This is a genomic window from Algoriphagus aestuariicola (assembly GCF_017254835.1).
GTDB lineage: Bacteria > Bacteroidota > Bacteroidia > Cytophagales > Cyclobacteriaceae > Algoriphagus > Algoriphagus aestuariicola.
Window position 1 is genome coordinate 1,074,608 of sequence record NZ_JAFKCW010000002.1, and the last position, 21,389, is coordinate 1,095,996.

General features: G+C 48.0%; 15 protein-coding genes. 8 read left to right on the forward strand and 7 right to left on the reverse strand.

Annotation, left to right across the window (positions count from 1 at the left end; all coding sequences use genetic code 11):
• Positions 1-102: 102 nt before the first annotated feature.
• From J0A67_RS11725 to J0A67_RS11760, 8 genes are all read left to right on the forward strand, one after another.
• Positions 103-1,446: a sigma-54-dependent transcriptional regulator gene (locus J0A67_RS11725; protein ID WP_206569515.1), complete on the forward strand. Its 1,344-nt coding sequence runs from the start codon at positions 103-105 to the stop codon at positions 1,444-1,446.
• A 289-nt stretch (positions 1,447-1,735) separates the two neighbouring features.
• Positions 1,736-1,813 (forward strand): potassium-transporting ATPase subunit F, encoded by a 78-nt coding sequence (locus J0A67_RS23300; protein WP_119476380.1) that lies wholly within the window; start codon positions 1,736-1,738, stop codon positions 1,811-1,813.
• Between the two features lie 3 nt (positions 1,814-1,816).
• The gene (kdpA, locus tag J0A67_RS11735; protein WP_206569516.1) at positions 1,817-3,508 is read left to right on the forward strand and encodes a potassium-transporting ATPase subunit KdpA; all 1,692 of its coding nucleotides are present in this window, start codon (positions 1,817-1,819) and stop codon (positions 3,506-3,508) included.
• A gap of 11 nt (positions 3,509-3,519) precedes the next feature.
• Positions 3,520-5,556 carry a potassium-transporting ATPase subunit KdpB gene (kdpB, locus tag J0A67_RS11740; protein WP_206569517.1) on the forward strand — a complete coding sequence of 679 codons (2,037 nt, stop codon included), beginning with the start codon at positions 3,520-3,522 and terminating at the stop codon, positions 5,554-5,556.
• 26 nt (positions 5,557-5,582) lie between these two features.
• The gene (gene kdpC, locus J0A67_RS11745; protein ID WP_206569518.1) at positions 5,583-6,155 is read left to right on the forward strand and encodes a potassium-transporting ATPase subunit KdpC; all 573 of its coding nucleotides are present in this window, start codon (positions 5,583-5,585) and stop codon (positions 6,153-6,155) included.
• A 36-nt stretch (positions 6,156-6,191) separates the two neighbouring features.
• Positions 6,192-7,298: a porin gene (locus J0A67_RS11750; protein WP_206569519.1), complete on the forward strand. Its 1,107-nt coding sequence runs from the start codon at positions 6,192-6,194 to the stop codon at positions 7,296-7,298.
• A gap of 29 nt (positions 7,299-7,327) precedes the next feature.
• Positions 7,328-8,446 (forward strand): sensor protein KdpD, encoded by a 1,119-nt coding sequence (locus J0A67_RS11755; RefSeq protein WP_206569520.1) that lies wholly within the window; start codon positions 7,328-7,330, stop codon positions 8,444-8,446.
• A 7-nt stretch (positions 8,447-8,453) separates the two neighbouring features.
• Positions 8,454-10,256, forward strand: a complete 1,803-nt coding sequence (locus J0A67_RS11760) for a sensor histidine kinase (protein ID WP_206569521.1) — start codon at positions 8,454-8,456, stop codon at positions 10,254-10,256.
• 87 nt (positions 10,257-10,343) lie between these two features.
• On the opposite strand, the gene J0A67_RS11765 is transcribed toward J0A67_RS11760, so the two are convergent.
• The 7 genes from J0A67_RS11765 to J0A67_RS11795 all read right to left on the reverse strand — a co-directional run bounded on the left by J0A67_RS11765 (position 10,344) and on the right by J0A67_RS11795 (position 21,055).
• A complete protein-coding gene (locus tag J0A67_RS11765; protein ID WP_206569522.1) occupies positions 10,344-11,045 on the reverse strand; it encodes a M15 family metallopeptidase in 702 nt (233 codons plus the stop codon).
• Entirely contained in the window at positions 11,042-11,737 is a 696-nt protein-coding gene (locus J0A67_RS11770) for an ABC transporter ATP-binding protein (RefSeq protein ID WP_206569523.1), read from the reverse strand. The genes J0A67_RS11765 and J0A67_RS11770 overlap by 4 nt, the downstream gene beginning before the upstream one ends.
• 5 nt (positions 11,738-11,742) lie before the next feature.
• The gene (locus tag J0A67_RS11775; RefSeq protein ID WP_206569524.1) at positions 11,743-13,107 is read right to left on the reverse strand and encodes a DUF3526 domain-containing protein; all 1,365 of its coding nucleotides are present in this window, start codon (positions 13,105-13,107) and stop codon (positions 11,743-11,745) included.
• A 2-nt stretch (positions 13,108-13,109) separates the two neighbouring features.
• Positions 13,110-14,561, reverse strand: a complete 1,452-nt coding sequence (locus J0A67_RS11780; RefSeq protein WP_206569525.1) for a DUF3526 domain-containing protein — start codon at positions 14,559-14,561, stop codon at positions 13,110-13,112.
• Positions 14,562-14,575: 14 nt separating this feature from the next.
• Positions 14,576-17,005, reverse strand: coding sequence for a TonB-dependent siderophore receptor (locus J0A67_RS11785; RefSeq protein ID WP_241265153.1), 2,430 nt, complete (start codon positions 17,003-17,005; stop codon positions 14,576-14,578).
• Positions 17,006-17,681: 676 nt separating this feature from the next.
• Positions 17,682-20,078 (reverse strand): OmpA family protein, encoded by a 2,397-nt coding sequence (locus tag J0A67_RS11790; RefSeq protein WP_241265154.1) that lies wholly within the window; start codon positions 20,076-20,078, stop codon positions 17,682-17,684.
• Between the two features lie 2 nt (positions 20,079-20,080).
• Complete coding sequence (locus tag J0A67_RS11795; RefSeq protein WP_206569527.1) at positions 20,081-21,055, reverse strand: PorP/SprF family type IX secretion system membrane protein; 975 nt, start codon at positions 21,053-21,055, stop codon at positions 20,081-20,083.
• Positions 21,056-21,389 lie beyond the last annotated feature (334 nt).

The following is a 21,389-nucleotide window of genomic DNA, read 5'->3' on the forward strand; positions in this document are numbered from 1 at the left end:
ACCAAGCCACCTGGGGTTGAAGAAAACGGGTATCAAAAAAAACAACTTGGCGCTAAAAAGGGCATCGACTCGTTTATTTTTGCAGCCAAGCAACGACACCCCATGGCAAAAATCCTGATCATCGAAGACGAGAAAGACATCCGAAACCTTTTAGCCAAGACGCTGGAGCTAGAAGGATATCAGGTAAAAACCGCCGAGAAAGTAGCCGACGGTTGGAAAAAGATCAGCACGGAAGAGTTTAATCTGGTGCTGTCGGACGTCCGGCTGCCAGATGGGTCTGGGGTGGAGCTTTGCAGAAAGATCAAGTTGCAATTTCCCCATCTGGAAGTGATCTGCATGACTGCATTTGGCAATATCCAAGACGGTGTGCAAGCTATGAAAAACGGAGCCTTTGACTACCTCGTCAAAGGAGATGATAACGAAAAACTAATCCCCTCCATAGCCAAAGCCCTCGAAAAAAGCGAGTTGGTCCGGCGAATCAGCCATCTGGAGCAGCGCCTACAGCAGCAGGTAGGTTTTGATACCATCCTAGGAGATTCCGAGAAAATTCAGCAAGCCATTTCCCTGGCGAAAAAAGTGGCCGGAACGGAGACAACGGTGCTTTTGACCGGAGAATCCGGAACAGGAAAAGAAGTCTTTGCCAATGCCATCCACGACGCAAGCCAACGGAAGAACCAACCCTTCATCGCCATCAACTGCAGTGCTTTTGGAAAAGACCTGCTGGAGAGCGAACTGTTTGGTTACAAGACTGGGGCTTTTACAGGAGCTACAAAAGACAAAAAGGGAATCCTGGAAGAGGCCCACAAAGGAACCGTGTTTTTGGACGAGATCGGAGAATTGGCGGGAGATCTCCAAGCCAAACTGCTCAGGGTCTTGGAGACCGGGCGATTCATCAAAGTGGGAGACACCAAAGAGACCCAAGTGGATATCCGGATCGTCGCTGCCACCAACAGAACCTTGGAAGAGGAAGTAGCACATGGCAATTTCAGGGAAGACTTGTTTTACCGCCTGGCGGTTTTTCAGATCACCCTGCCTTCGCTTGATTCCCGAAAAGCCGACATCCCAATCTTGGCCAATTACTTCGCCAAAACTTTTGCCCAAAAGGAAGGCCTGCGCGACATACAGCTTAGCGAGTCATACACTGAGGCCCTGAAAGCCCACCGCTGGAAAGGAAATATCCGCGAACTCCGTAATGTCATTGAGCGCTCGGTCATCCTGTTGGAGGGAAATACCTTGACGGTAGACCTCCTGCCCGTGCAGTTTTTGAATGAAAAATCAAGCTTTTATCCGACTTCCTGGTCGCTGAAAGAAGTGGAAAAAACTCATATCGAAAAGGCTTTGGCCCATACAGGCGGCAACAAAACCAAGACCTCCGATCTATTGGGTATAGGATTGACCACCCTGTACCGCAAACTGGAAGAGTACCATATTTCTCCTGAAAATTAACCAGTACCACCCTTCCATTTTGAAAAATACCCTTTCATTATGGAAGGGTATTTTACTTTTCAGGTAGTAGTGAATTTTTGAAGACAATCTATTTTTCACTGTTTTTCAGACAGTTGTATAAATCACCTCACTGACTTTAACGCTTGGCATCGCGCTGGTAACGGAAGGAGAAAAATCGATCAACTCATGGAAATCCTTCAGATTCTCGCCATCACCCTACTCACCGCCACGCTCTTTGGACTCTTCTTCCGGGCGCTGGACTTCTTCGACCAACTGATCAAAAAATAATATGCTAGCCCTACTGATACTCTCCCTGGTGACCTTCGGCTACCTCATCTATGCGATTGTAAAACCGGAAAAATTCTAAATCATGACTACTGAACTACTTGGAATCCTCCTGATTTTCCTGGCAAGCCTTAGCTTAGCTTGGCCATTGGGAAAATACATCACGAGGGTATTTACTGATCAATCGACCTTTTTGGACTTCCTCAATCCCATGGAGGAAAAATTACTGCGTTTGGCGGGCATCAACCCCTCCTACTCCATGGACTGGAAGCAAAACGCCAAAGCCTTGCTGGGCCTCAACCTAATCTTTTTCTTCTTCGCCTTTCTCTTCCTCCTGTTTCAGGGAGCCCATCCTTTCTGGAATCCGGTTCGGCTGGGCAATTGGGAGCCGACCTTGGCATTCAACACCGCCGTCAGCTTTGTCACCAATACCAATCTCCAGCACTATTCCGGGGAAAGCGGCGCATCCTACTTCACCCAGCTTCTCGTGTTCTGCTGGCTGCAATTTGTAAGCGCAGGAACGGGAATTGCTGCCTGTGCACTCCTATTCCAGGGATTGAAAAACGACCGCACCAGCCAACTGGGCAACTTCTATAAGCTTTTTGTAAAAAGCTGTACCCGGATTCTTCTGCCGCTTGCAGTGGTGGTCAGCCTGCTGCTGGTCTTGGGAGGAACTCCGGTGACTTTTGAAGGATTGCGGGAAGTGACCACTTTGGAAGGCCAAAAAATTAATGTGGCTTCCGGCCCGGTGGCACCGATGGTGGCGATCAAGCAGCTTGGAACCAATGGGGGCGGGTTCTTTGGTCCCAACTCTACCCATCCTTTTGAAAATCCCAATTACCTAACCAATGTGGTGGAAAACATCTCCATCCTTTTGATTCCGATGGCTTTGGTTTTTACGTTTGGCTTTTTCCTAAACAGAAAAAAACTTGCCCTCGTGTTCATGGGCGTCATGACCTTGCTGTTTTTGTCCTTTGTGGCAATTTCAATCACCGAAGAACTTAAGGGAAGTCCATCACTCAGAGAGCTTGGCCTGTCCTCTTCTTCCAACTTGGAGGGTAAAGAACTCCGGTTCGGATCTATGGCCTCCTCCTTATGGGGAGTCTCCACCACCTCTACTTCCAACGGCTCCGTCAATAGCATGCATGACAGCCATACTCCGATATCCGGCGGAATATTCCTGCTGGACATGATGATCAATGCCATCTATGGGGGTGTTGGAGTGGGATTCATCAACTTCTTTCTCTATGTCATTATAGCTGTATTCATTGCAGGGCAGATGATCGGCCGGACTCCGGACTTTCTAGGGAAAAAGATTGAAGCACCGGAAATCAAACTTGCCTCACTGGTCATCTTGCTGCACCCTTTCCTGATTTTGGCAGGCACAGCACTGGCATCGTATTCCCTCAGCCTGGATCCTGAGTTGGGATGGCTCAAAAATCCCTCGTACCATGGTTTTTCCGAAATCCTCTATGAGAACACCTCCGCAGCAGCCAACAACGGTTCAGGCTTTGAAGGCTTGGGAGACAACACGCCCTTTTGGAATCTGCTGACGGGAATCATCATGCTGTTGGGAAGATTTCTGCCGATCATCGGCCCATTGGCTTTAGTCGGGTCCCTTTCCTTTAAAAAATCCATCCCACAATCTTCAGGTTCGCTCAAACTTGAAAGCATGGCCTTTGGGGTCGTGCTGCTTGCCGTGATCCTGATTGTGACCGCCCTTTCCTTCTTCCCAGCTTTGGCTTTGGGACCCATTGCCGACTATTTCTCCATCTGATATTTCTTGTCATGACTACAGCATCTGTCAATAAAACTATAACTGGTGAGGGATTGCGATTTGCATTTCTTCAATCCTTTGTCAAACTGAACCCGCGGATTTTGATCAAAAACCCGGTGATGTTTATGGTAGCCCTCGGAACTTTGGTGATGGTTCTGGTTACCCTGATTTCCCTGCTTCAAACCTCAGATTCTCTGGGTACACCGGGCTACAACCTGGTAATCACCTTGATTCTTTTTGTAACTGTCCTCTTTGGAAACTTTGCAGAAGCCATCGCCGAAGCAAAGGGAAAGGCCCAAGCCGATTCCCTCCGAAAAACCCGACAGGACACCAAAGCCAAAAAGATCTTGGCCAACGGCGAAATCAAATCGGTGTCATCTTCTGAACTTCGAAAAGGCGACGTCTTTTTGGTCGAGGCAGGAGAGATTATCCCCGCAGACGGTGAGATCATCGCAGGTTTGGCCTCAGTGGATGAATCAGCCATCACGGGCGAGTCTGCTCCGGTGATTCGGGAGGCCGAGACCGACCACAATTCGGTCATCGGCGGTACCAAAGTCCTTTCGGATCAGATCAAAGTAAAGGTGGTGGCTGAACCCGGTGAAAGCTTTCTGGACAAAATGATTAAGCTGGTCGAAGGTGCCAACCGACAAAAAACACCAAATGAGATCGCCTTGACCATCTTATTGGCAAGCTTTACCCTGGTGTTTTTGATCGTCACCGTCACGCTCAAACCATTTGGAGACCTGGTCAACGCACCCATTACCATTGCCGCATTGGTCTCCCTTTTTGTCTGTCTGATTCCTACCACCATCGGGGGCTTGCTTTCAGCTATCGGTATCGCCGGAATGGATCGCGCACTTAAAGCCAACCTGATCGCCAAATCCGGAAAAGCAGTGGAAACTGCCGGAGACATCGACATATTGCTTTTGGACAAAACAGGGACCATCACAATTGGCAACCGGAAGGCGACCAACTTCTATCCCCTTCGGGAAGAAGATCGGGAAAAACTAAACCGATATGCCGCCATCAGTTCATTTGGGGATCCCACTCCCGAAGGAAAGTCAATTCTAGAACTTACCAAATCCTTGGGCGTAACCTTCAGCGATCGGGAACTGGACAATTCATTGATCATCAAATTCAGCGCCGAGACCCGGATCAGCGGCGTCGATCTGGCAGATGGTACCAAAATCAGGAAAGGCTCTTGGAACTCGATATGCTTCTGGTCTACCAACAGAGAAGAGCTCAAATTCCTTGAACAAAAAGTGAAAGAAATCGCCGCCAACGGCGGTACCCCTTTGGCCTTGGCAGTGGACAAAAAGGCCATCGGTGTGATCCAGCTGGAAGACATCATCAAGCCAGGAATCCACGAGCGTTTTGACAGACTCCGAAAAATGGGTGTCCGCACAGTCATGGTCACCGGTGACAACCCGCTCACCGCCGCCTACATCGCTAAGAAAGCCGGTGTGGACGACTTTATCGCCGAGGCCAAACCAGAGAACAAACTAAACTACATCAAAAAAGAACAGGCCGAAGGAAAGTTGGTGGCGATGATGGGCGACGGAACGAATGATGCACCGGCTTTGGCCCAAGCAGACCTAGGTGTAGCCATGAACAGCGGGACTCAAGCAGCCAAAGAAGCGGCCAACATGGTGGACTTGGACAGCGACCCAACCAAATTGCTGGAAGTAATCGAAATCGGAAAGCAGCTCCTCATCACCCGGGGCAACGTCACCACTTTCTCCATCGCAAACGATGTTGCCAAATACTTCGCCATCGTTCCTGCGCTCTTTGCAGCAGCCATTCCCGGTCTCAATGCTTTGAACATCATGAATCTGAGCAGCCCCGACTCCGCAATTTTATCCGCCGTGATTTTCAATGCCATCATCATTCCTCTGCTGATCCCATTGGCTCTGGGAGGGGTAAAATACCGGCCCATTGGGGCAGCCGAACTGCTCACTAAAAATCTCCTGATCTATGGCCTAGGCGGTGTGGTGGTCCCCTTTCTGGGAATCAAACTGATTGACCTACTCATCAGCGGATTGCTGTAAACATTCACCTTATTTCACAACTTGTCATGAATTCCATTCGCACAAACTTGACCCTGACACTCGTCACCCTGGTAATTTTCGGAGTGATGTTCCCTGTAACCATTTGGGCTATCGGCAAGATTTTTCCTGAAAATGCCAGTGGCAACCCTGTCTACAAAGGCGAACAACTCGTCGGCTTTGCCGAAGTGGGGCAGCCATTTACTTCTCCCGGTTATTTCTGGGGCAGGCCCTCAGCAGTGAATTACGATGCCTCCAGCACCGGTGGCAGCAACTACGGAACAAACAATCCTGATCATATCCAAGAGATCAAAGACCGAATCCAAGCATTCCTCGAGGCCAATCCTGGGATCACGGCGGATCAGATTCCAGAAGAGTTGGTTACCGCATCCGGCTCTGGGCTGGATCCTCATATCTCGGTGGACGCCGCCAAAATCCAAGTGCAACGGGTAGCTGCTGCCCGCAACCTCGAGCCCAAACTTTTGGAAGAATTAATTGACAAACAAACCATTCAGCCTATGGGTGGAATTTTCGGACCGGGGGATTTGGTGAATGTGCTTTCCATTAACCTCGCGCTTGACGAAATTACCTCATCCAACTAACTCACCTCTGCCCTTTAAATTGAACCAAGTACTATTATGAATTACCTCCAGAGTATCTCTTTTTTGAACCTCCTACTTTTCTTCGTCGCAACCTTCGGATGTGTAGAGTCCTTGGCACAGGCGGTAGAGGCTAAGGAAGAAAATCTATTGAAAATCTCCGGCTTTCTGGAAGCCTACTATAGCTATGACTTTGGGAATCCAGCGTCAAGCAACAAGCCTCCTTTTATCTATTCTTACAACCGCCACAATGAATTCAACATCAACTTGGGGATGGTCGCATTCCAGTATAGCAAAGACCGCATCCGGTCCAACTTTGCGCTGATGGCCGGTACCTATTCCAATGCCAACCTTGCCGCAGAGCCAGGGGTGTTGAAAAATGTATTTGAGGCTAATGTGGGCTATAAGCTTTCAGAAAATCAAAACTTGTGGATCGATATGGGGATTCTCCCTTCCCATATTGGATTTGAATCTGCCATCGGCACCGCTAACCTCAACCTAACCCGAAGCATCCTGGCGGACAATTCCCCCTATTATGAAAGCGGGCTGAGACTGAGCTATTCCTCTCCTAACCAAAAATGGTATCTCGCTGCCTTGGCTTTGAATGGCTGGCAGCGTATCCAGCGTGTGGAAGGCAACTCCCTGATGTCCTTTGGCACCCAGGCTACCTTTACTTCCGGAAATTTCCTGATCAACAGCAGCACCTTTATCGGAACAGACAGCCCGGATACCGAGCGTAAAATGAGGTATTTCCACAATCTCTACAGCCAAATCTCGCTCACTCCGAGATGGAAGGTGATTCTGGGATTGGATATGGGGATGCAGCAGTCGGAGCCCATGGGAAGCGACTACGACACTTGGATTTCCCCCGTTTTGATAGCTCAAGTACAGATGAATGACAAAATTTCCCTTGCAGGCAGACTGGAACAATACACCGACCGAGACGGTGTAATCATTTCGACGGAGAGTCCGGAGGGCTTCCAAACCCTAAGCGCATCCCTCAATTTGGACTGGAAACTTTCCGAAAATCTGATGTGGAGAACAGAATACAGGTATTTCGCCGGAGACGATGCCTATTTTCCGGCCGAAAACCAAAATTCCGACCAGATGAATTTGTTCACCACATCGTTCGCGATCAACTTCTGATTCCTAAAACCCGATAACTCGCACTCCACATGAGTGAACCAGGAGAAAACTTCTTTCTTTCCCAGATCTTTCAACGGAAAAAAGGCCGTCTCAAGGTGTACATCGGCATGATCGCCGGTGTGGGAAAAAGCTTTCGCATGCTTCAGGAAGCCCATGAACTGCTGCAGGCTAGCGTGGAAGTGAAGATCGGCCTCATCGAAACCCACCACCGGCCCGACACGGAAATGCTGGTGAAAGGATTGCCGATGATTCCCAGAAAACAGCTTTTCTATAAGGGGAAAAACCTCGAGGAACTGGATCTGGAAACCATTCTCAACATCCGGCCGGAAGTGGTGATCGTGGACGAGCTGGCCCATACCAATGTCCCCGGTTCGAAAAACCAGAAACGCTGGCAAGATGTGATCGACCTCCTGGAGGCTGGCATCAATGTCATCACCGCCTTCAATGTCCAACATCTGGAAAGCCTCAATGATATCGTGGAAAAACTTACGAAAGTCAAGATCCAGGAGTGCATTCCGGACAAAATCCTTTCCTATGCGGATGAGGTGGTTAATATCGACTTACCCTCCGAGGATCTGATCAAACGCCTGAAGGAAGGCAAAATCTACTCTGGAGAAAAAATAGCCCAGGCTTTGGATAATTTCTTCAAGCCTGAGACGATACTCCAGCTGAGGGATTTGGCCCTGAGGCAAGTGGCACTGCAGGTCGAGAAAAAAATTGACATGAGTGCTCTTTCCACCAAGTCAGCCACCCGGGAGGTATTTTTGGCCTGCCTGAGCAGCAACTACGATGGCGGAAAAAAAATCATCCGTAAAACCTACCGGCTTGCGGAACGCTACCATGCCAAGTGGGCGGTGGTATATGTGCAGAGCAGCAGGGAAAATCCCGACCGGATCAATCTGGCGCAGCAGCGAAAATTACTTCAAAACCTCAAATGGGCGGCTGAATTGGGCGCTGAAATCCACCGAAAACAGGGTGATGACATTCCCGAAGAAATCTACCAGGTGGCCGCTCAGATTAAAGCCACTAATATTGTGATCGGAAAGCCTTCTTTCGGCTTGGTGAGAATGGTATTGGGGAAAAACCATCTCGAAAGCCTGTTGAAAAAGATCCAGGGAAAAGAAATCGACCTCATCATTGTATTCTGACAAACCCATGAAAATCAAGGCAAAACTCTACCTCTCCCAGTTTTTCCTCCTTGGAATCATCGCTGTGGTGGCAGGCATAGGAGTATACTACCTCAATCTAGTGGCAGATTATACGGCGGTCATCCTCAAGGATAACTACCGCACAATCGACTACATGAGAAAGGTCAACCAGCAGGTGGATGAGCTCCAGGGCAAGTTTGAGAGGGACGTCTTGACCTTGGAGGAGTTTGAGAGCAGATCGGCGGAGCTTTACACACTGGTCAATTCCCAGAAAGCCAACATCACTGAAGCTGGAGAAAAAAACCTCACTGAAAACCTCAGCCTTGAGGTAACAGGCTATCTGGATCTGATCGACCAGGGACTCGCTGGCTCCAATTTGAATTCGAACGAGCTTTGGGTCTCTGTCAGCAAAATCAAGACTCTCACCGAGACGATCTTTCTGCTCAACGAAGAGACCATTTTGAGCAAAAGTGAAAACGCCAAAAACAAGTCCGAACAGGTCATCGTCTACATGATCATCATCGGAGCTTCCGGGATCACTTTTGGTCTGATTTTCTTCCTTGGCTTGCCGAATTACATCGTCAATCCGATCAAACTATTCACCAAATCCATCAAGGAAATCTCTCTGGGAAACTATGGTGTCCAGATTCCCTTTGAAGGGGAAGACGAGCTGGGTAACCTCGCCAAATCCATCCGAAAGATGGTGGTGAAGCTGAAGGAGTATGAAAAATCGAACTTTTCCAAACTGATCCGGGAACAAAAACGACTCGCCATGATCGTAAACGAAATGAACGAGGCAATCCTGGTCACCGATGAAAACAAGAACATCATCCTATGTAATGAACTTCTGCTGGACCTGATCCATCTGCGTCGGGAGCAAGTAGAGGGAAAACATATCCAAGAGATCGCACGGATCAACAATCTCATAGACAACATCACCGAAGACCTGTTCGTCCCCTATCTGGAGGGTGAGGAGGGCCAGATAGCACCCGTGCGGATAGTCATGGGCGGAAAGGAACGCATCTTCAAAAAGGAAATCCTCAAGCTCTCCGGAACTGAAGAAGAAAATGGGCCCAAAAAGCTGATGGGGCATTTAGTGATCCTGTCGGACATCACGGAGTTTTCCGAAAAAGACCAAGCCAAGCTGAAATTCATGTCCACGCTGTCCCACGAGCTCAAGACCCCACTTGCCGCTATACAGCTGAGCACCAATCTGCTGGAAAACAAGAAAACTGGCAGTTTGACCTCCGATCAGTCGGATCTCGTACACACGATCAAATCCAACCAGGAAAGGATCAAACGCATGGTCAATGAAGTGTTGGACATTTCCCAAATCAACCAGGGCTATATCAGCCTGACCACGGAGCACTTTTCGGTGGCCGATTCCATAGCCGACTCGCTGCAGGGCCTAGATTTGTTTTTGAGGGAAAAGAATATCCGGCTCAACAAGCAGATTCCGGAAAATCTTCCGCAGATCAAGGGCGACTATCACAAATCAGTCTGGATTTTCAACAACTTGATCAGCAATGCAATCAGGTACAGCCCGGCCAATTCGGAGATCACTATCACGGCCAGTCGGGAAGCCAACCGGATAAAGGTAGAGGTCAAAGACTTGGGGCCCGGCATTTCTCTCAAAAACCAGGAACGGATCTTTGAGCATTTCTTCAAGCTGGACCATTCCTCGGAAAACGGAACAGGACTTGGGCTTGCCATTTCGAAGGAATTCATGGAAGCCATGGGAGGAAGCATAGGCGTAAATTCAGTCATCGGCAAGGGCGCTGCGTTTTGGGTAAGTTTTAGGGAGGTTTGATCCCTTCGGGAAGCGCCAAGGTCATCGTTTCGGGTCTTGGGCCAATTCGCAACGCAAGTCGGAGCCAATTTTGATCTCCTTGTATACCTATTTCGATACTTCCTCTTCCATCATATCGATCGGAATATCCATGAGATCAAAATTCCTTTCCCCGAGGTAATTGTAATGCCACCACTCCACCGGATCGACCGTAAATCCGTACTTCTTCATTACTTTTTTCAACAGTTCTCTGTTTGCTACGACCTCCTCTGGTAGTTTGGCAAATTCCAGATGGGAAGCGTATACCAAGGCATCAAACTGAGTGGGCATTTTCAGCTCCTCACCTGTCAACAATTCGACCAAGGTCAAATCCAGCGCCACTCCTCTGTTGTGCTTGCTTCCCTGCCAAGGCAAACCCATGTACACCGTATCCGGTAGGATGTCGAACATCTTCACGGTGATCGCATACGGTCTGTAGGCATCATAGATTTTAAGACTCAAACCCTGCTGGTTAAATTCTTCCTGCGCTTTGGCGAGGGCTTTGGCCACCGGTCGCCTTGTAAGGCCTATGGGTCGCGGATAGAGTTGGGTATAAAAAACATTGGCCTTGGAGGCATATTTAATGTCCAAGACCAAGCTCGGCGCATACTCCAACAATTTCACAAACTCATTGTCGGGATCCTCCGCGACTAATTTCCGGTAGTCCTCCAAGTTAGTAGTCAGGGGCAGCCCAAAGGGATTTGAAGATTGGGCTTCGGCGAAACGCAAGCAAATCAGCATGAAAAAGGCAGAAAAGATCGCGCGAATCATATCGTTTGGAGATAAAGCTGTTCCAGTTCGTTGGCTGAGAGACCCGAAGCTGGCATCTCGCTGACCAATTGCCCCTCTTTCATGATTCCAATACGGTTGGCCACTTCCTTGGCTCGGAAAATGTCATGCGTGGCCATCAGTATCGCCGTTCCCTGAGCGGCAAGTTCTTTCAAAATAACAGAAAATTCGTTGGAGGCTTTGGGATCCAATCCGCTCGTCGGCTCGTCCAAAAACAAAGCCTTCGCTTTCTTTGCCAGGGCGATTGCTATTCCTACTTTTTGGCGCATCCCTTTGGAATACCCTCCCACCCGTCTGTCATGGGCGCTTTCCTGGAGTCCAGATTTGCTCAAAAAGGCCTTGAGCTCCTCGGTGGAATAAGTTTGCCCTGCCAAGGAGGAGAAGAATGCGAGATTCTCGATACCACTCAAGTTCCCATACAGCATGACTGTTTCGGGAATATAGGCCAGATACTTCTTGGATTCTTTGGGATCTTGGGTGACGGAGACCCCATTGATCAGAACCTCCCCAGAACTGGGCTTGACAAAGCCCAAAAAACAATTGATCGTAGTGGTTTTGCCTGCTCCATTCTGCCCCAAAAGGGCGAAAATTTCGCCAACGTTGATCTGGATGTCCAGTTGCTTGAGAGCCTTGTGGTCGCCGTAGCTTTTGGATAGTTGTCTTGCTTCAATCATTTGACTTATTTTCCGTTGGAATAGATTTCAGATTTAGTAAAATTTCGATTGGCCCAAACCAAAAGAAGTAAAAGAGCCAAGATAAAAGGACCCAGTATTTTAGCCCACAGGACTGGTTGGCTATCCTGGAACCGCTCCAGAGTGAATCTTGGCCAATCAATCTCGGAGACGGGTTTTCCTTCAAAGATTTTTGGAAAAAAGAAGTTTTTCTTTCCCTCATGAAACCCCTCCAGGGATTCCATGTACCGGAGGTAATTTCCCAAATCCGAAAAGCTGACTGAATTGAGGGAAACTTGGGCATGAACCGTTGGCACTATCCAACTCAGCAGGTTGGCCATCTCCATCCGCTGCCCCAATTTGGATTTAACATCTTCCACCGATTCGCGCGCTTCATCGTCCCCAAGCTGCTGCATGGCAAAGTACCAAAGCCAACTGAAGTCCTGATCCGATGGATGCGAAAATTCCCGATACTGCGGGTATTTGGAGTAAAAATGCTCCAGAGTTGGTTCCTTCTCCCTGTCCCATTGCGCATGATAGCCTTCCCTGTTTTCGATCACGGCAGTCATGGCCTCCGGAATCGGAAACAATAGACGCTGGAGTACATTGATCCCGGCGGGTACGATGAGGTTCAGCAAGACCCAACAAGCCAATAGAATCTGCGCATTTCGGTTGGAACTTAACTGGAAGCTCACCACCAACCAAACCAAGGCAAACCAAAACAGCACATACACCACCGCTATCAAAGCGAAGGCCAGAAGGTACCGATCTATTGGAATTGCTAGGTACATCACGGAAATGCCCAAAAGTAGGATCAGCACCGAAAGGACGCTTACCAGCCTGATTCCCAGTTTGTACCTCAAGAATCTCGTCGGCGCGTCTGTCTGGCTGAGGACCAAACTCCAGGTTCCACCCTCTCTTTCCTCGGAAATAAGATTAAATCCGAAGGCGATGATCACCAAGGGAAAGAAGTAAATCAGCACAAAACTGAAATCCATATTACCCAAAAGCTGAAAAAGAGGGTTCATCAGGTCTGTGGAATAGCGCTGCTCCTCCAGATTTCGGACGGTGACACTTTGTACCGAGGGATAGATATCGCGCTGGCCAATGGATAGCCCCGCGAGTCGCGGGACTTCGTTTTTCAAGCCAAAACGCAAATAGTACATCAAGTTGCCCAAGTCTCCAGATGAATGGGAAATATTGCGCTGGATGCTTTGGACTTGATGTTCGGCGGTTTTTTCAGAGATTCTCTCCGACCGCTCCAAGAAGCGGGAACCGATTTCCAGGCTGATCAGCCCGGCTACCAAAAGCAAGATCAACCCAATAGGATGCGCTTTTGACCTAAAAAAGTCTTTGACTAGGTACTTGATCATTTTCAAACTACTTTGATTCTTTTTGAATAAAACACACTGAGCAAAACGCCAGCAAGCAACCACAAACCCAAGATAAAAAGTGCACTGAGCTGGTTGGACAAAACCTGCCCAAGCGAAAGAAACTGCTGATGGAAATCCGGCAGACCCTTCCAATGGTCTTGGGTAAGCCTCGCCGAAGGATCCGAAGAAGACTTGATCTGGTTGCTGATCAAGTCGATCTGCAAGTTGTTCATCGTCTGCGCCAGCTCATAGCGATAGGCTTCCGATTGGGCTTTGAAGTATTGATACATCGCCTCATCCGTACCGGAAAGACCCATGGAGGATAGTTTGATGGCTAAAAACGGGTCAGCCCAAGCAGCTATCCGGATGACTTTCTGTTGATTTTGGAAAATTTCCAAAAGCGCCTCTTCATGTCTGAGGTAGGTTTCAGTGCTGAGTCTCTCCCCTTCCCGCATTACAAACCCACTGTAGTTGAATGGCAGCTTGTGGACAGAATCGACCTGATGTGCTTGGAGCAGGGAATCTTTCAGAGATGCATAGTGTGGGTCGTTGGGATTGTGGCTGTCACCCTGTTGGATGATTTCCTCCTCGACTGCCGAATCAAATTCAATTTTGGAAGGATTGGAAAAGACAGACTGTCCTACCACCTGCGAAACTTTGGGTAACACCAGGGTAAACAACAACCAGAAGCCAATTAGGGCGGTCAGGGAAGATTTGGAACTTTGGCTTTTGGCTGAGACCAAAACGGCTACCAGAGAAAGGATGAGAAAATAGGCCAAATAAGCCAAAGTCATTACCAAATATTGGATCAGGGACTGACGGAGAAGTTCGTTTTCAGGCTGCAAAAACAAGAAAGCAAAGCCCAGAAGCAATGGCAAACCTACCAGAGAGAGGGATACCCAAAAAAGGCCAAACACCCTTCCCCAAACCAATTCCAAGCCTTCCACCCCCTGGGAAAAAAGGATTTTCAACGTTCCGTTTTCCCTGTCCCTGGTAATCAGGTCATATCCCCAGAAAAAGATCAAGAGCGGCACCAAGATCTGCAAAATCATCCCTGCAGAAATCTCCCCAAACCGCAACAGTCCATTGGACAGATTGGCCTCCGAGAAATTAGCGGTGTTTTGCCGGTGGGCTTCCAGAAAAATTACATTTCCCAAATAGCTGTCCATCCCGAAATCGAAATAGGAAAGCGGAAATTTCTCCCTGAATACCAGATAGCCATAGTGGGCCATCCGATGCGGATGTTTGTCGGGACTGTTTTCCCATTTTTCGCGCACTTCCTCGCCGAATCCGTGGATTTGTCGCTGGTGCTCGTTGAGGTCGAGCAGGCCCACGATCAAAAAGCCGATCAATAGGCCATTCATGAATAAAATCAGGACTTTGGATCCAGGTTGGAACACGATATTTTTCCAAACCTGGGATGCCAATAAAAGAAGAGGACTTCTGTTTTTCATGATTGATAAGGGAATCAGAATTTATAAGTTGCTGTCAACATGAAGTTTCGGGGTGCGCCTGGAAACAGGCGGGTATAATTCTGCGCTCCAAGCCAGTAGGTCTTGTCTGCCAGATTGTTTACGTTGAGCGCCAACTGCATATTGCTGGCGGGCGGAGCGAAGTAAACCGCGGCATCCAAAACGGCAAAAGCGGGTATTTCAAAATCCCTCGTAAACCATGGCACGCGACTCCCTTGCGCCTGTAGTCCAAAACCGAGGCCCAGACCGTTCAGTGAAGTGGTCTCCTCAAAGTTGTAGCGGCTCCAGATATTTGCACTATGTTTTGGAGTGTTTTCCTTCCTCGTGCCTATCAATTCGGCATTGGCGTCGGAAACGATCTCGGCATCGATAAAGCTATAAGACATGGAAACTTGCCAGTTGGGCATGACAAACCCGGTGACGTCCATTTCAAATCCCCTGCTGCGATCTGCCCCCCTCTGTACAAGGGAATCTGGAAAATCCGGCAAGTTGGCATTCATAAGGATATTCTCCTGGTTGATTTCATATACCGCTGAGTTGAGCAAAATCAAGCCGTCAAAAAACTCCGCCTTCACGCCTATCTCCTTCAAATCGCCTACTAAAGGCTTGAATCGGGAAGCCGATTCCGAAGTCCAAAAGTAGGCTCCTGTACTCGGCATCAAGGTAACCGTGTTGGATTGAGGCTGCATTCCCTCCAAATAGGTCGCATAAACATTCACCGAAGGGCTCACCTCATAGGTCAATCCCACTCGGGGTAAAAGTACCGTGTTGGTAAACGAAAGTTCGTTTTCGGAGTCGTGGTTGGTAATATCCTCAAACCACTCGTTTCTCAAACTGAGCAATGCAGACAGCTTCCCCCACTTGAAATACTCTTGGATATAAACAGCTGAGGAAGTCGTAAGGGCTGCAGGAATTGCCACGCGGGAATTGAAGGTGTAATCCGTAATCACCGGCAAGGCCGAACTGGGGGCTTCCAAGTTGAAGTAGCTGACATTGGGTTTGGGGAGTACTTCGCCGTTGACCGTCACTGTTTGGTAGTTTTCGGCCTTGGAAGGATCAAAGGAGCCGACTACCGAACCGTCATTAAGGAGAAATCCCCTAGCGGCATTCTGTCCCCCACCCTTAAGCTTTTGCCACGAATGCAGGTCATATCCTACCAACAGCTTGTTTTTTGTATCTCCCAAATCAAAGTCAAAATTGAAGTAAGCGTTGAGGTTGTCGATATTCCAATGTTGCTCTCGCGCTACAAACTGCATCCCGACCAAACTGCCAACCTGCTCTCCCTCAATATTTCTGGCAAAAGCGTTGGTGGTCCGGTGCTCTTGAAGATCCTCTATCCAGGTCTGCTTCATATACACCGTGTTGAAGTTGATTTTGTCGGAAAACCTATGGCTTAAGTTGATGGCCCAGATTAGCTCGTCCGAAATGAAAAAGTCCGTTGGGGCACCAAGATTTAAGCTAGTAGGCGTGCTGTTGAGATCGGTCTCTCCGGCCACCGCACCAAAAATCGGTTGTCCCCTGTCCAGGTTGCCATGCATGGAGCTAAAGATCAACTCGGTATTGATAGAGGTTTTGGAGTTGGGCAAATAGGTGATGGAGGGATTGACCAGCACTGAATTGTTGTTTACATAATCACGAAAAGAACCTGCTTGCTGATAGGCGGCATTGAGACGATAAAGCAGGGTTTTCGAAGAATTCAGAGGACCTGTAAAATCCAGGGTGCCCCGCACTGTTCTGAAGCTGCCTGCACTGAGACTCACCTCTTTTCGCTCTTCGGAAAGAGGCTTTTTGGTGACCATATTGATACTTCCGCCTGGATCCGTACTGGCGAATGTGACGGAAGCAGGACCTTTGATGACTTCCACTCGCTCGATATGGGAAGTCAGTGGCTGGAGAAAGTAAAACTGTCGGGTTCGTAGCCCATTCACGATTTGACCTTCCTCGTTTTGGCTGATTCCACGTATGGCATATTGGTTGTAAAAACTAGAGGGAATGACTCCGCTGACATTTTTCACAGCATCCGCCAATCGGAAAGTCCCCCTATCCTTGATCAATTCCTTGGTTACCGATCCTACTGCCTGCGGGAGCTCCCTGTTGGCGATGGCTATCTTGGTAGCCGAAAAGCTGTATTCGCTGGTATAGTCTTGGCGGGCCCGGCCAATTACCTCCACTTCCTGAAGATGGAAGCCCGAAGAGGACAACACAATGGTCATAGGTTGGTTGACTTGGCTTAGATCAATCTCCCGCTCATTGGTATCGTAGCTCATCGAAGTGATCAGGAGTTGGTATTTTGTGCCCATGAGCTCCCTGAACTCAAAGTTCCCATCCACATCCGACAGGGCAATTTTCTTTTCCGAATCAGAAATCAGCCTGACGTTCAAGTTGATGACGGGAAAGCCTTTTTGGTCTTTTAGGTGGCCGCACAACCTAGATTGAGCCAGGGTTGATCCGGCTAAAACTGCTGCTAATAAAAAGGTTAACAACAAGCTTCCAGAGCAACTAGGGAGTATGATTTTAGGTAGTTTTTGTACAATGGAGTCCAAGAGAGTTTAGGCTTGAGTAAATCAATAAGAAATTGTTTTTGCAACAATATTGCATAAATAATTGGACAATATTAACCAGGAGAATTATTTTATGCAACATTGTTGCGTTATTAAATAGAAAATTTTAGCCCTCGAACTTTAAACAAGTCCTGTCACCCCATATGTTGGATCTTATTATGGTGATGGAGGTGTCAATCCGGTCGAAATAAATCAGGGGAAATTCGCCAATACCTTTTTAGGTCATCGAGGTTAATGGGACAAAAATTCTTAACCATCCGCCATCAGCTAAAAAATATGTTTCCGGTAATTCTCAGTATGGAATTATGACATATACAGAAGCTGCTAAATCACTTATAAATCGTCTCATTCTTCAGGATATGGTTGCACTGGTAGACATCAAAGGCGTTGAGCTTGAGCTTCCATTCAATGGCTATCTGATCTTTTGCCTCCCAAAAACCGATAATGGGAAGGTTCTGTCCTCTTCCAAGGTCCAATATCCTTTCCCACAATTCAAAAAATCTCCATGCCTGTCTCTCTTGCGGATTTAATGGAAATCTTCTTACTGCTGCTGGTCGCCAATGGATGTGTACGGTTTCCTGCCTAAGCGAAGTTCCGTTCGTCTGTTCAATTGATGCATAGCTTCAGTACAGTCCAGATCTTTGCAGTCATGGATTGGTCTGCTTTTGCCAAACCAAATTTCTTCCATCCTGTTGTTTTCTATGCCTCTTTGATTCAAATATTCTTTCACCACAGCTGCGCGGCGCTCCGAAAGTCTTTGGTTGAAATCTTCGGTGCCTCTTTGATCGGTATGGCCTTCAATTGTAAGCATTAAATTTGGCAGTCGTTTCAACATCACGGCCGTGCGCTCCAACTCCTTTCTGTACACGCTTCTCAGCATACTTTTGCCAAAGTCGAAGTAGATGGTAGGCAGAGCGGCAAGTTCGTTTTGAATCTTCTCAAACAAGGCCTCTGTATCACAGAAGTCCTCCGCACGATAACTCTCAGGAATTTCGTACTGAACATCCCTATCTGGAAATGCTTCCAAAATCAATTCCGATCGTCTGTTCAGCTGATGGTCTAACTCTGGGCAAGGCACACCGTCCCCACAATCATTTACCAATCCTTGCTCGCCAAACCATTCCAAACGGACACGTCCAGGAGCAATATTGTACTGTGCCATGTAGTCTGTCACCGCCTGGGCCCTGTTGTTGGAAAGAGTGATATTGTATGCATCACTCGCCCTTGAGTCCGTGTAGGATGCCACAATCAGATCCAAAAACGGATATTTGTTCATAATCTCTCCCAGCTTGTCCAGTGCGGGTTTTGCGTCTTCCCTAATCTGGTACTTGTCCAAGTCGTAGTACACGATGTCGACATAGACAGGCAGCTGATAAGGAATCGCCACCAATTTATAAACACGTCTCAAGGTGTCTCCTTCAAAGCCTTTGGTAGTAATGGTCTCATCGGCGATACTGAAGTAGCCCGGCTTGCTAATCGTAATCCCGAAGTCGCTATCCGGTTCCAATTCGGCATGAAGGCTTCCTCTAGCCGTACGGTTTGTCGTTACGTTGCCGTTGTTCGCGTGATCTCTTAAGGTCGCCATGTAGGCATCTGTAATCGGTATGCCTTCACAGTCGATCACTCTTGCAATAAACTGCCTATACACATCCTGGATCATATAGATGTCATCAAGTCCCATCCCCCCTTTTCTGTTCGAGGAAAGATAAGTCTCGTTTTTGCCCGACCCGTCTTCGGTGATGCGGTAGGCAAAGTCGTCGCCTGTTGAATTCACCGGAATGCCCATGTTCTGAACATTGCCGAAGTGGGTAGCGCTATAGTCGGCTTGGAAAACATCCATACCTCCCACTCCTGAATGGCCTGTGGAGCTGAAGTAAAATTTATCCCCTTTGCGGAACGCATGGGACTCATTACCCGATGTATTGATCTCAGGACCCAAGTTTACAGGCATTCCGAAACTCATACTTTGATCATAGCTGACGTAGTACAGGTCAGTTCCGCCCATTCCGCCAGGCATATCCGAGGTGAAGTAAAGCCTTCCCGCCTCTTCGTCCGCAAAGGGGTTCATCACCGCATACGAGATCGAATCGTTAAAAGGAACCGGGGTGAATCCCTCCAATTCTCCAGCTTCGTTTAGCTTGCTATAGTAGATTTCAGGCTGTACTGTGATCCTGTCATGTTTTTTGACTTTTTTGATCCCTCGGGTGACCGAGTAGAACATCACGCCCTGTCTCTTGTCAAAGGTTGGATCGGAAAAATTATAGGTATTCGGAACATTAGAAATCACTTCGGTGATCATACCACTCGTATCCTGCCGGTAGATTTTGAAGTATTCCCGGTCGGTGAAGTCGCTCTTCTCTTCGCTAAAGTATTGGTTACGCCCATCTATCCTCAGACCAGGCATATCACGAGAATATACTCCTCCCCGGTCAGAGACAAAGTAACTGTTTCCACTCGAATCCTTTGAAACTACAAAGTCAGAACCTACTGAATTCAATCCTTCTGCAGGTTCCAGTTTGACCTTGCGTTTACTTTTAAGTGTAAGTAGATCTGGGACTCCAGGTACACTGTCGGCGTTTACCCCCTTTTCCGAGAGCACTTGCACAGCCTCCTCCCAGCGATCATTCAACTGGGCGGATCTCAAATAATGTGCGTAATCTGATTTATCTGCCTCTTCGTACGAGACAGTCGTCTCCCACCAGTTATATGAGCCGTCGTAATCTCTGAGAATATCCTGTGTTTCGGCGATCTTTTTTGCTGTCTCATAGACGGGCTTCTTATCAAAGGCCTTTTCATATATGTCCAGCGCATGCTTATAGTTCCTCAAATCCATCTGCTGGTCGGCGTACCGCACAGCACTTTTCTGGGCTACCACCTGTCCCGCAGCCCCCAAGATTACCGTTGCGACAATGCCGAATATTGCAACTGTTTTTCTCATAATCAGAACCATCTTTGGTTTTCCATATCCGCTCTTCTCGGAATCAAGTAGTAGCCTACCGACAGCTCGTGTGAGTTGTGATTATAGCTGTTCAGCACATTCAGGTTATGGTCGTATGAATATCCCAGCCGTAGTTTTTCCGTCGCAAAGACCTCAATCATCATAGCAACCGCATTCCTCTTGCTGAGACCGTCCTGAAGGTCGTCATTCCACAACTTGAAGTTGCTCCTGTAGCTACCTCCTACCCACACACGCTCCAAGAACAGGAACATCGCGTTGACGTCATAATTGGTGGGTGCTCCCTTCACCTGTCTAATCAGGAAGCTCGGCTTGAACTTCACCGATTTGCCCAACTCCAATAGATAGCCAGCGGTCAGGTAATAGTGGAAATCATGATAAGCTAGGGCAACATCCTCTTTTTCAAGAGATTTTTTTCCGATCATATTGTACACGCTGAATCCCACGTAAAAATTCCGCGAATCAAAGAAAAGTCCGGAATTCAGGTTAGGTACCGTCAGATTGATGCGCCCATCAGGAATCTCGCTGTCCGGAAAATCGTTCGGGTCCAGCATGCTACCATCAATCGAATACTGCGAAAAGCCCGCGCTAACGCCGAGCCCCAGTCTCGATTGCTGCCCGGTGTAGATTCGGTAGGCATACGTCAGCAGACCGCTGTTAGTCCGCGCGGGCCCTAGATTGTCACTCAGGAAGGACAAGCCAAAACCCATTGTGCCTTCGTTTGCAGATAAGTCCGCCGTCACCGTCAGCGTCTTTGGTGCACCCGGAAAACTCACCCACTGACTGCGGTAAGTTGACTGGATGTATGGCTCTCCTTTATATCCGGCGTAGCCCGGATTCACATGTAGTCCATTAAAAATGTATTGGCTAAACTGGGGAAGCTGCTGGCCATAGTTTGTCCCAGAAGCGACTAAGCCCAACAGGAATGCCATTCCAATGACTTTAAAAATAATTCTCATATCGCCTGCATCTAAAATTTCATAATCTTATAAAAAATCTCAAACCGGCCTTCTTAGCCGGAAAAATCGTACGTTTAGTCTTTCGGTACTTGGATCAAGCCTTTGATTTCGTGTTCGCCGACATCTCTGTCCACTTTGTAGACAATTTTGATGGATTGAAGAGATAAAAAGAGGAAATACATAACAAAAAACCAGATTGAAACCACCAGCTCGACCACAGCTAACGAATCTCTAGTCAATTATCTAATTCTACAGGAAAAACCACTGCCAAAATCTAGGCACATATCAATTAAATCAATCGTGAATAGGCTTTAATTTCCCGAATACTAGCTTC

What these genes read in the sequence shown, in the direction of transcription:
- J0A67_RS11760 (WP_206569521.1), top strand. Translation starts at nt 8,454, where the DNA reads ATGAAAATCAAGGCAAAACTCTACCTCTCCCAGTTTTTCCTCCTTGGA.
- kdpA (WP_206569516.1), top strand. Translation starts at nt 1,817, where the DNA reads ATGACTACTGAACTACTTGGAATCCTCCTGATTTTCCTGGCAAGCCTT.
- J0A67_RS11780 (WP_206569525.1), bottom strand. Translation starts at nt 14,561, where the DNA reads ATGAAAAACAGAAGTCCTCTTCTTTTATTGGCATCCCAGGTTTGGAAA.
- J0A67_RS11795 (WP_206569527.1), bottom strand. Translation starts at nt 21,055, where the DNA reads ATGAGAATTATTTTTAAAGTCATTGGAATGGCATTCCTGTTGGGCTTA.
- J0A67_RS11725 (WP_206569515.1), top strand. Translation starts at nt 103, where the DNA reads ATGGCAAAAATCCTGATCATCGAAGACGAGAAAGACATCCGAAACCTT.
- J0A67_RS23300 (WP_119476380.1), top strand. Translation starts at nt 1,736, where the DNA reads ATGCTAGCCCTACTGATACTCTCCCTGGTGACCTTCGGCTACCTCATC.
- J0A67_RS11770 (WP_206569523.1), bottom strand. Translation starts at nt 11,737, where the DNA reads ATGATTGAAGCAAGACAACTATCCAAAAGCTACGGCGACCACAAGGCT.
- kdpB (WP_206569517.1), top strand. Translation starts at nt 3,520, where the DNA reads ATGACTACAGCATCTGTCAATAAAACTATAACTGGTGAGGGATTGCGA.
- J0A67_RS11750 (WP_206569519.1), top strand. Translation starts at nt 6,192, where the DNA reads ATGAATTACCTCCAGAGTATCTCTTTTTTGAACCTCCTACTTTTCTTC.
- J0A67_RS11765 (WP_206569522.1), bottom strand. Translation starts at nt 11,045, where the DNA reads ATGATTCGCGCGATCTTTTCTGCCTTTTTCATGCTGATTTGCTTGCGT.
- J0A67_RS11790 (WP_241265154.1), bottom strand. Translation starts at nt 20,078, where the DNA reads ATGAGAAAAACAGTTGCAATATTCGGCATTGTCGCAACGGTAATCTTG.
- J0A67_RS11775 (WP_206569524.1), bottom strand. Translation starts at nt 13,107, where the DNA reads ATGATCAAGTACCTAGTCAAAGACTTTTTTAGGTCAAAAGCGCATCCT.
- J0A67_RS11755 (WP_206569520.1), top strand. Translation starts at nt 7,328, where the DNA reads ATGAGTGAACCAGGAGAAAACTTCTTTCTTTCCCAGATCTTTCAACGG.
- kdpC (WP_206569518.1), top strand. Translation starts at nt 5,583, where the DNA reads ATGAATTCCATTCGCACAAACTTGACCCTGACACTCGTCACCCTGGTA.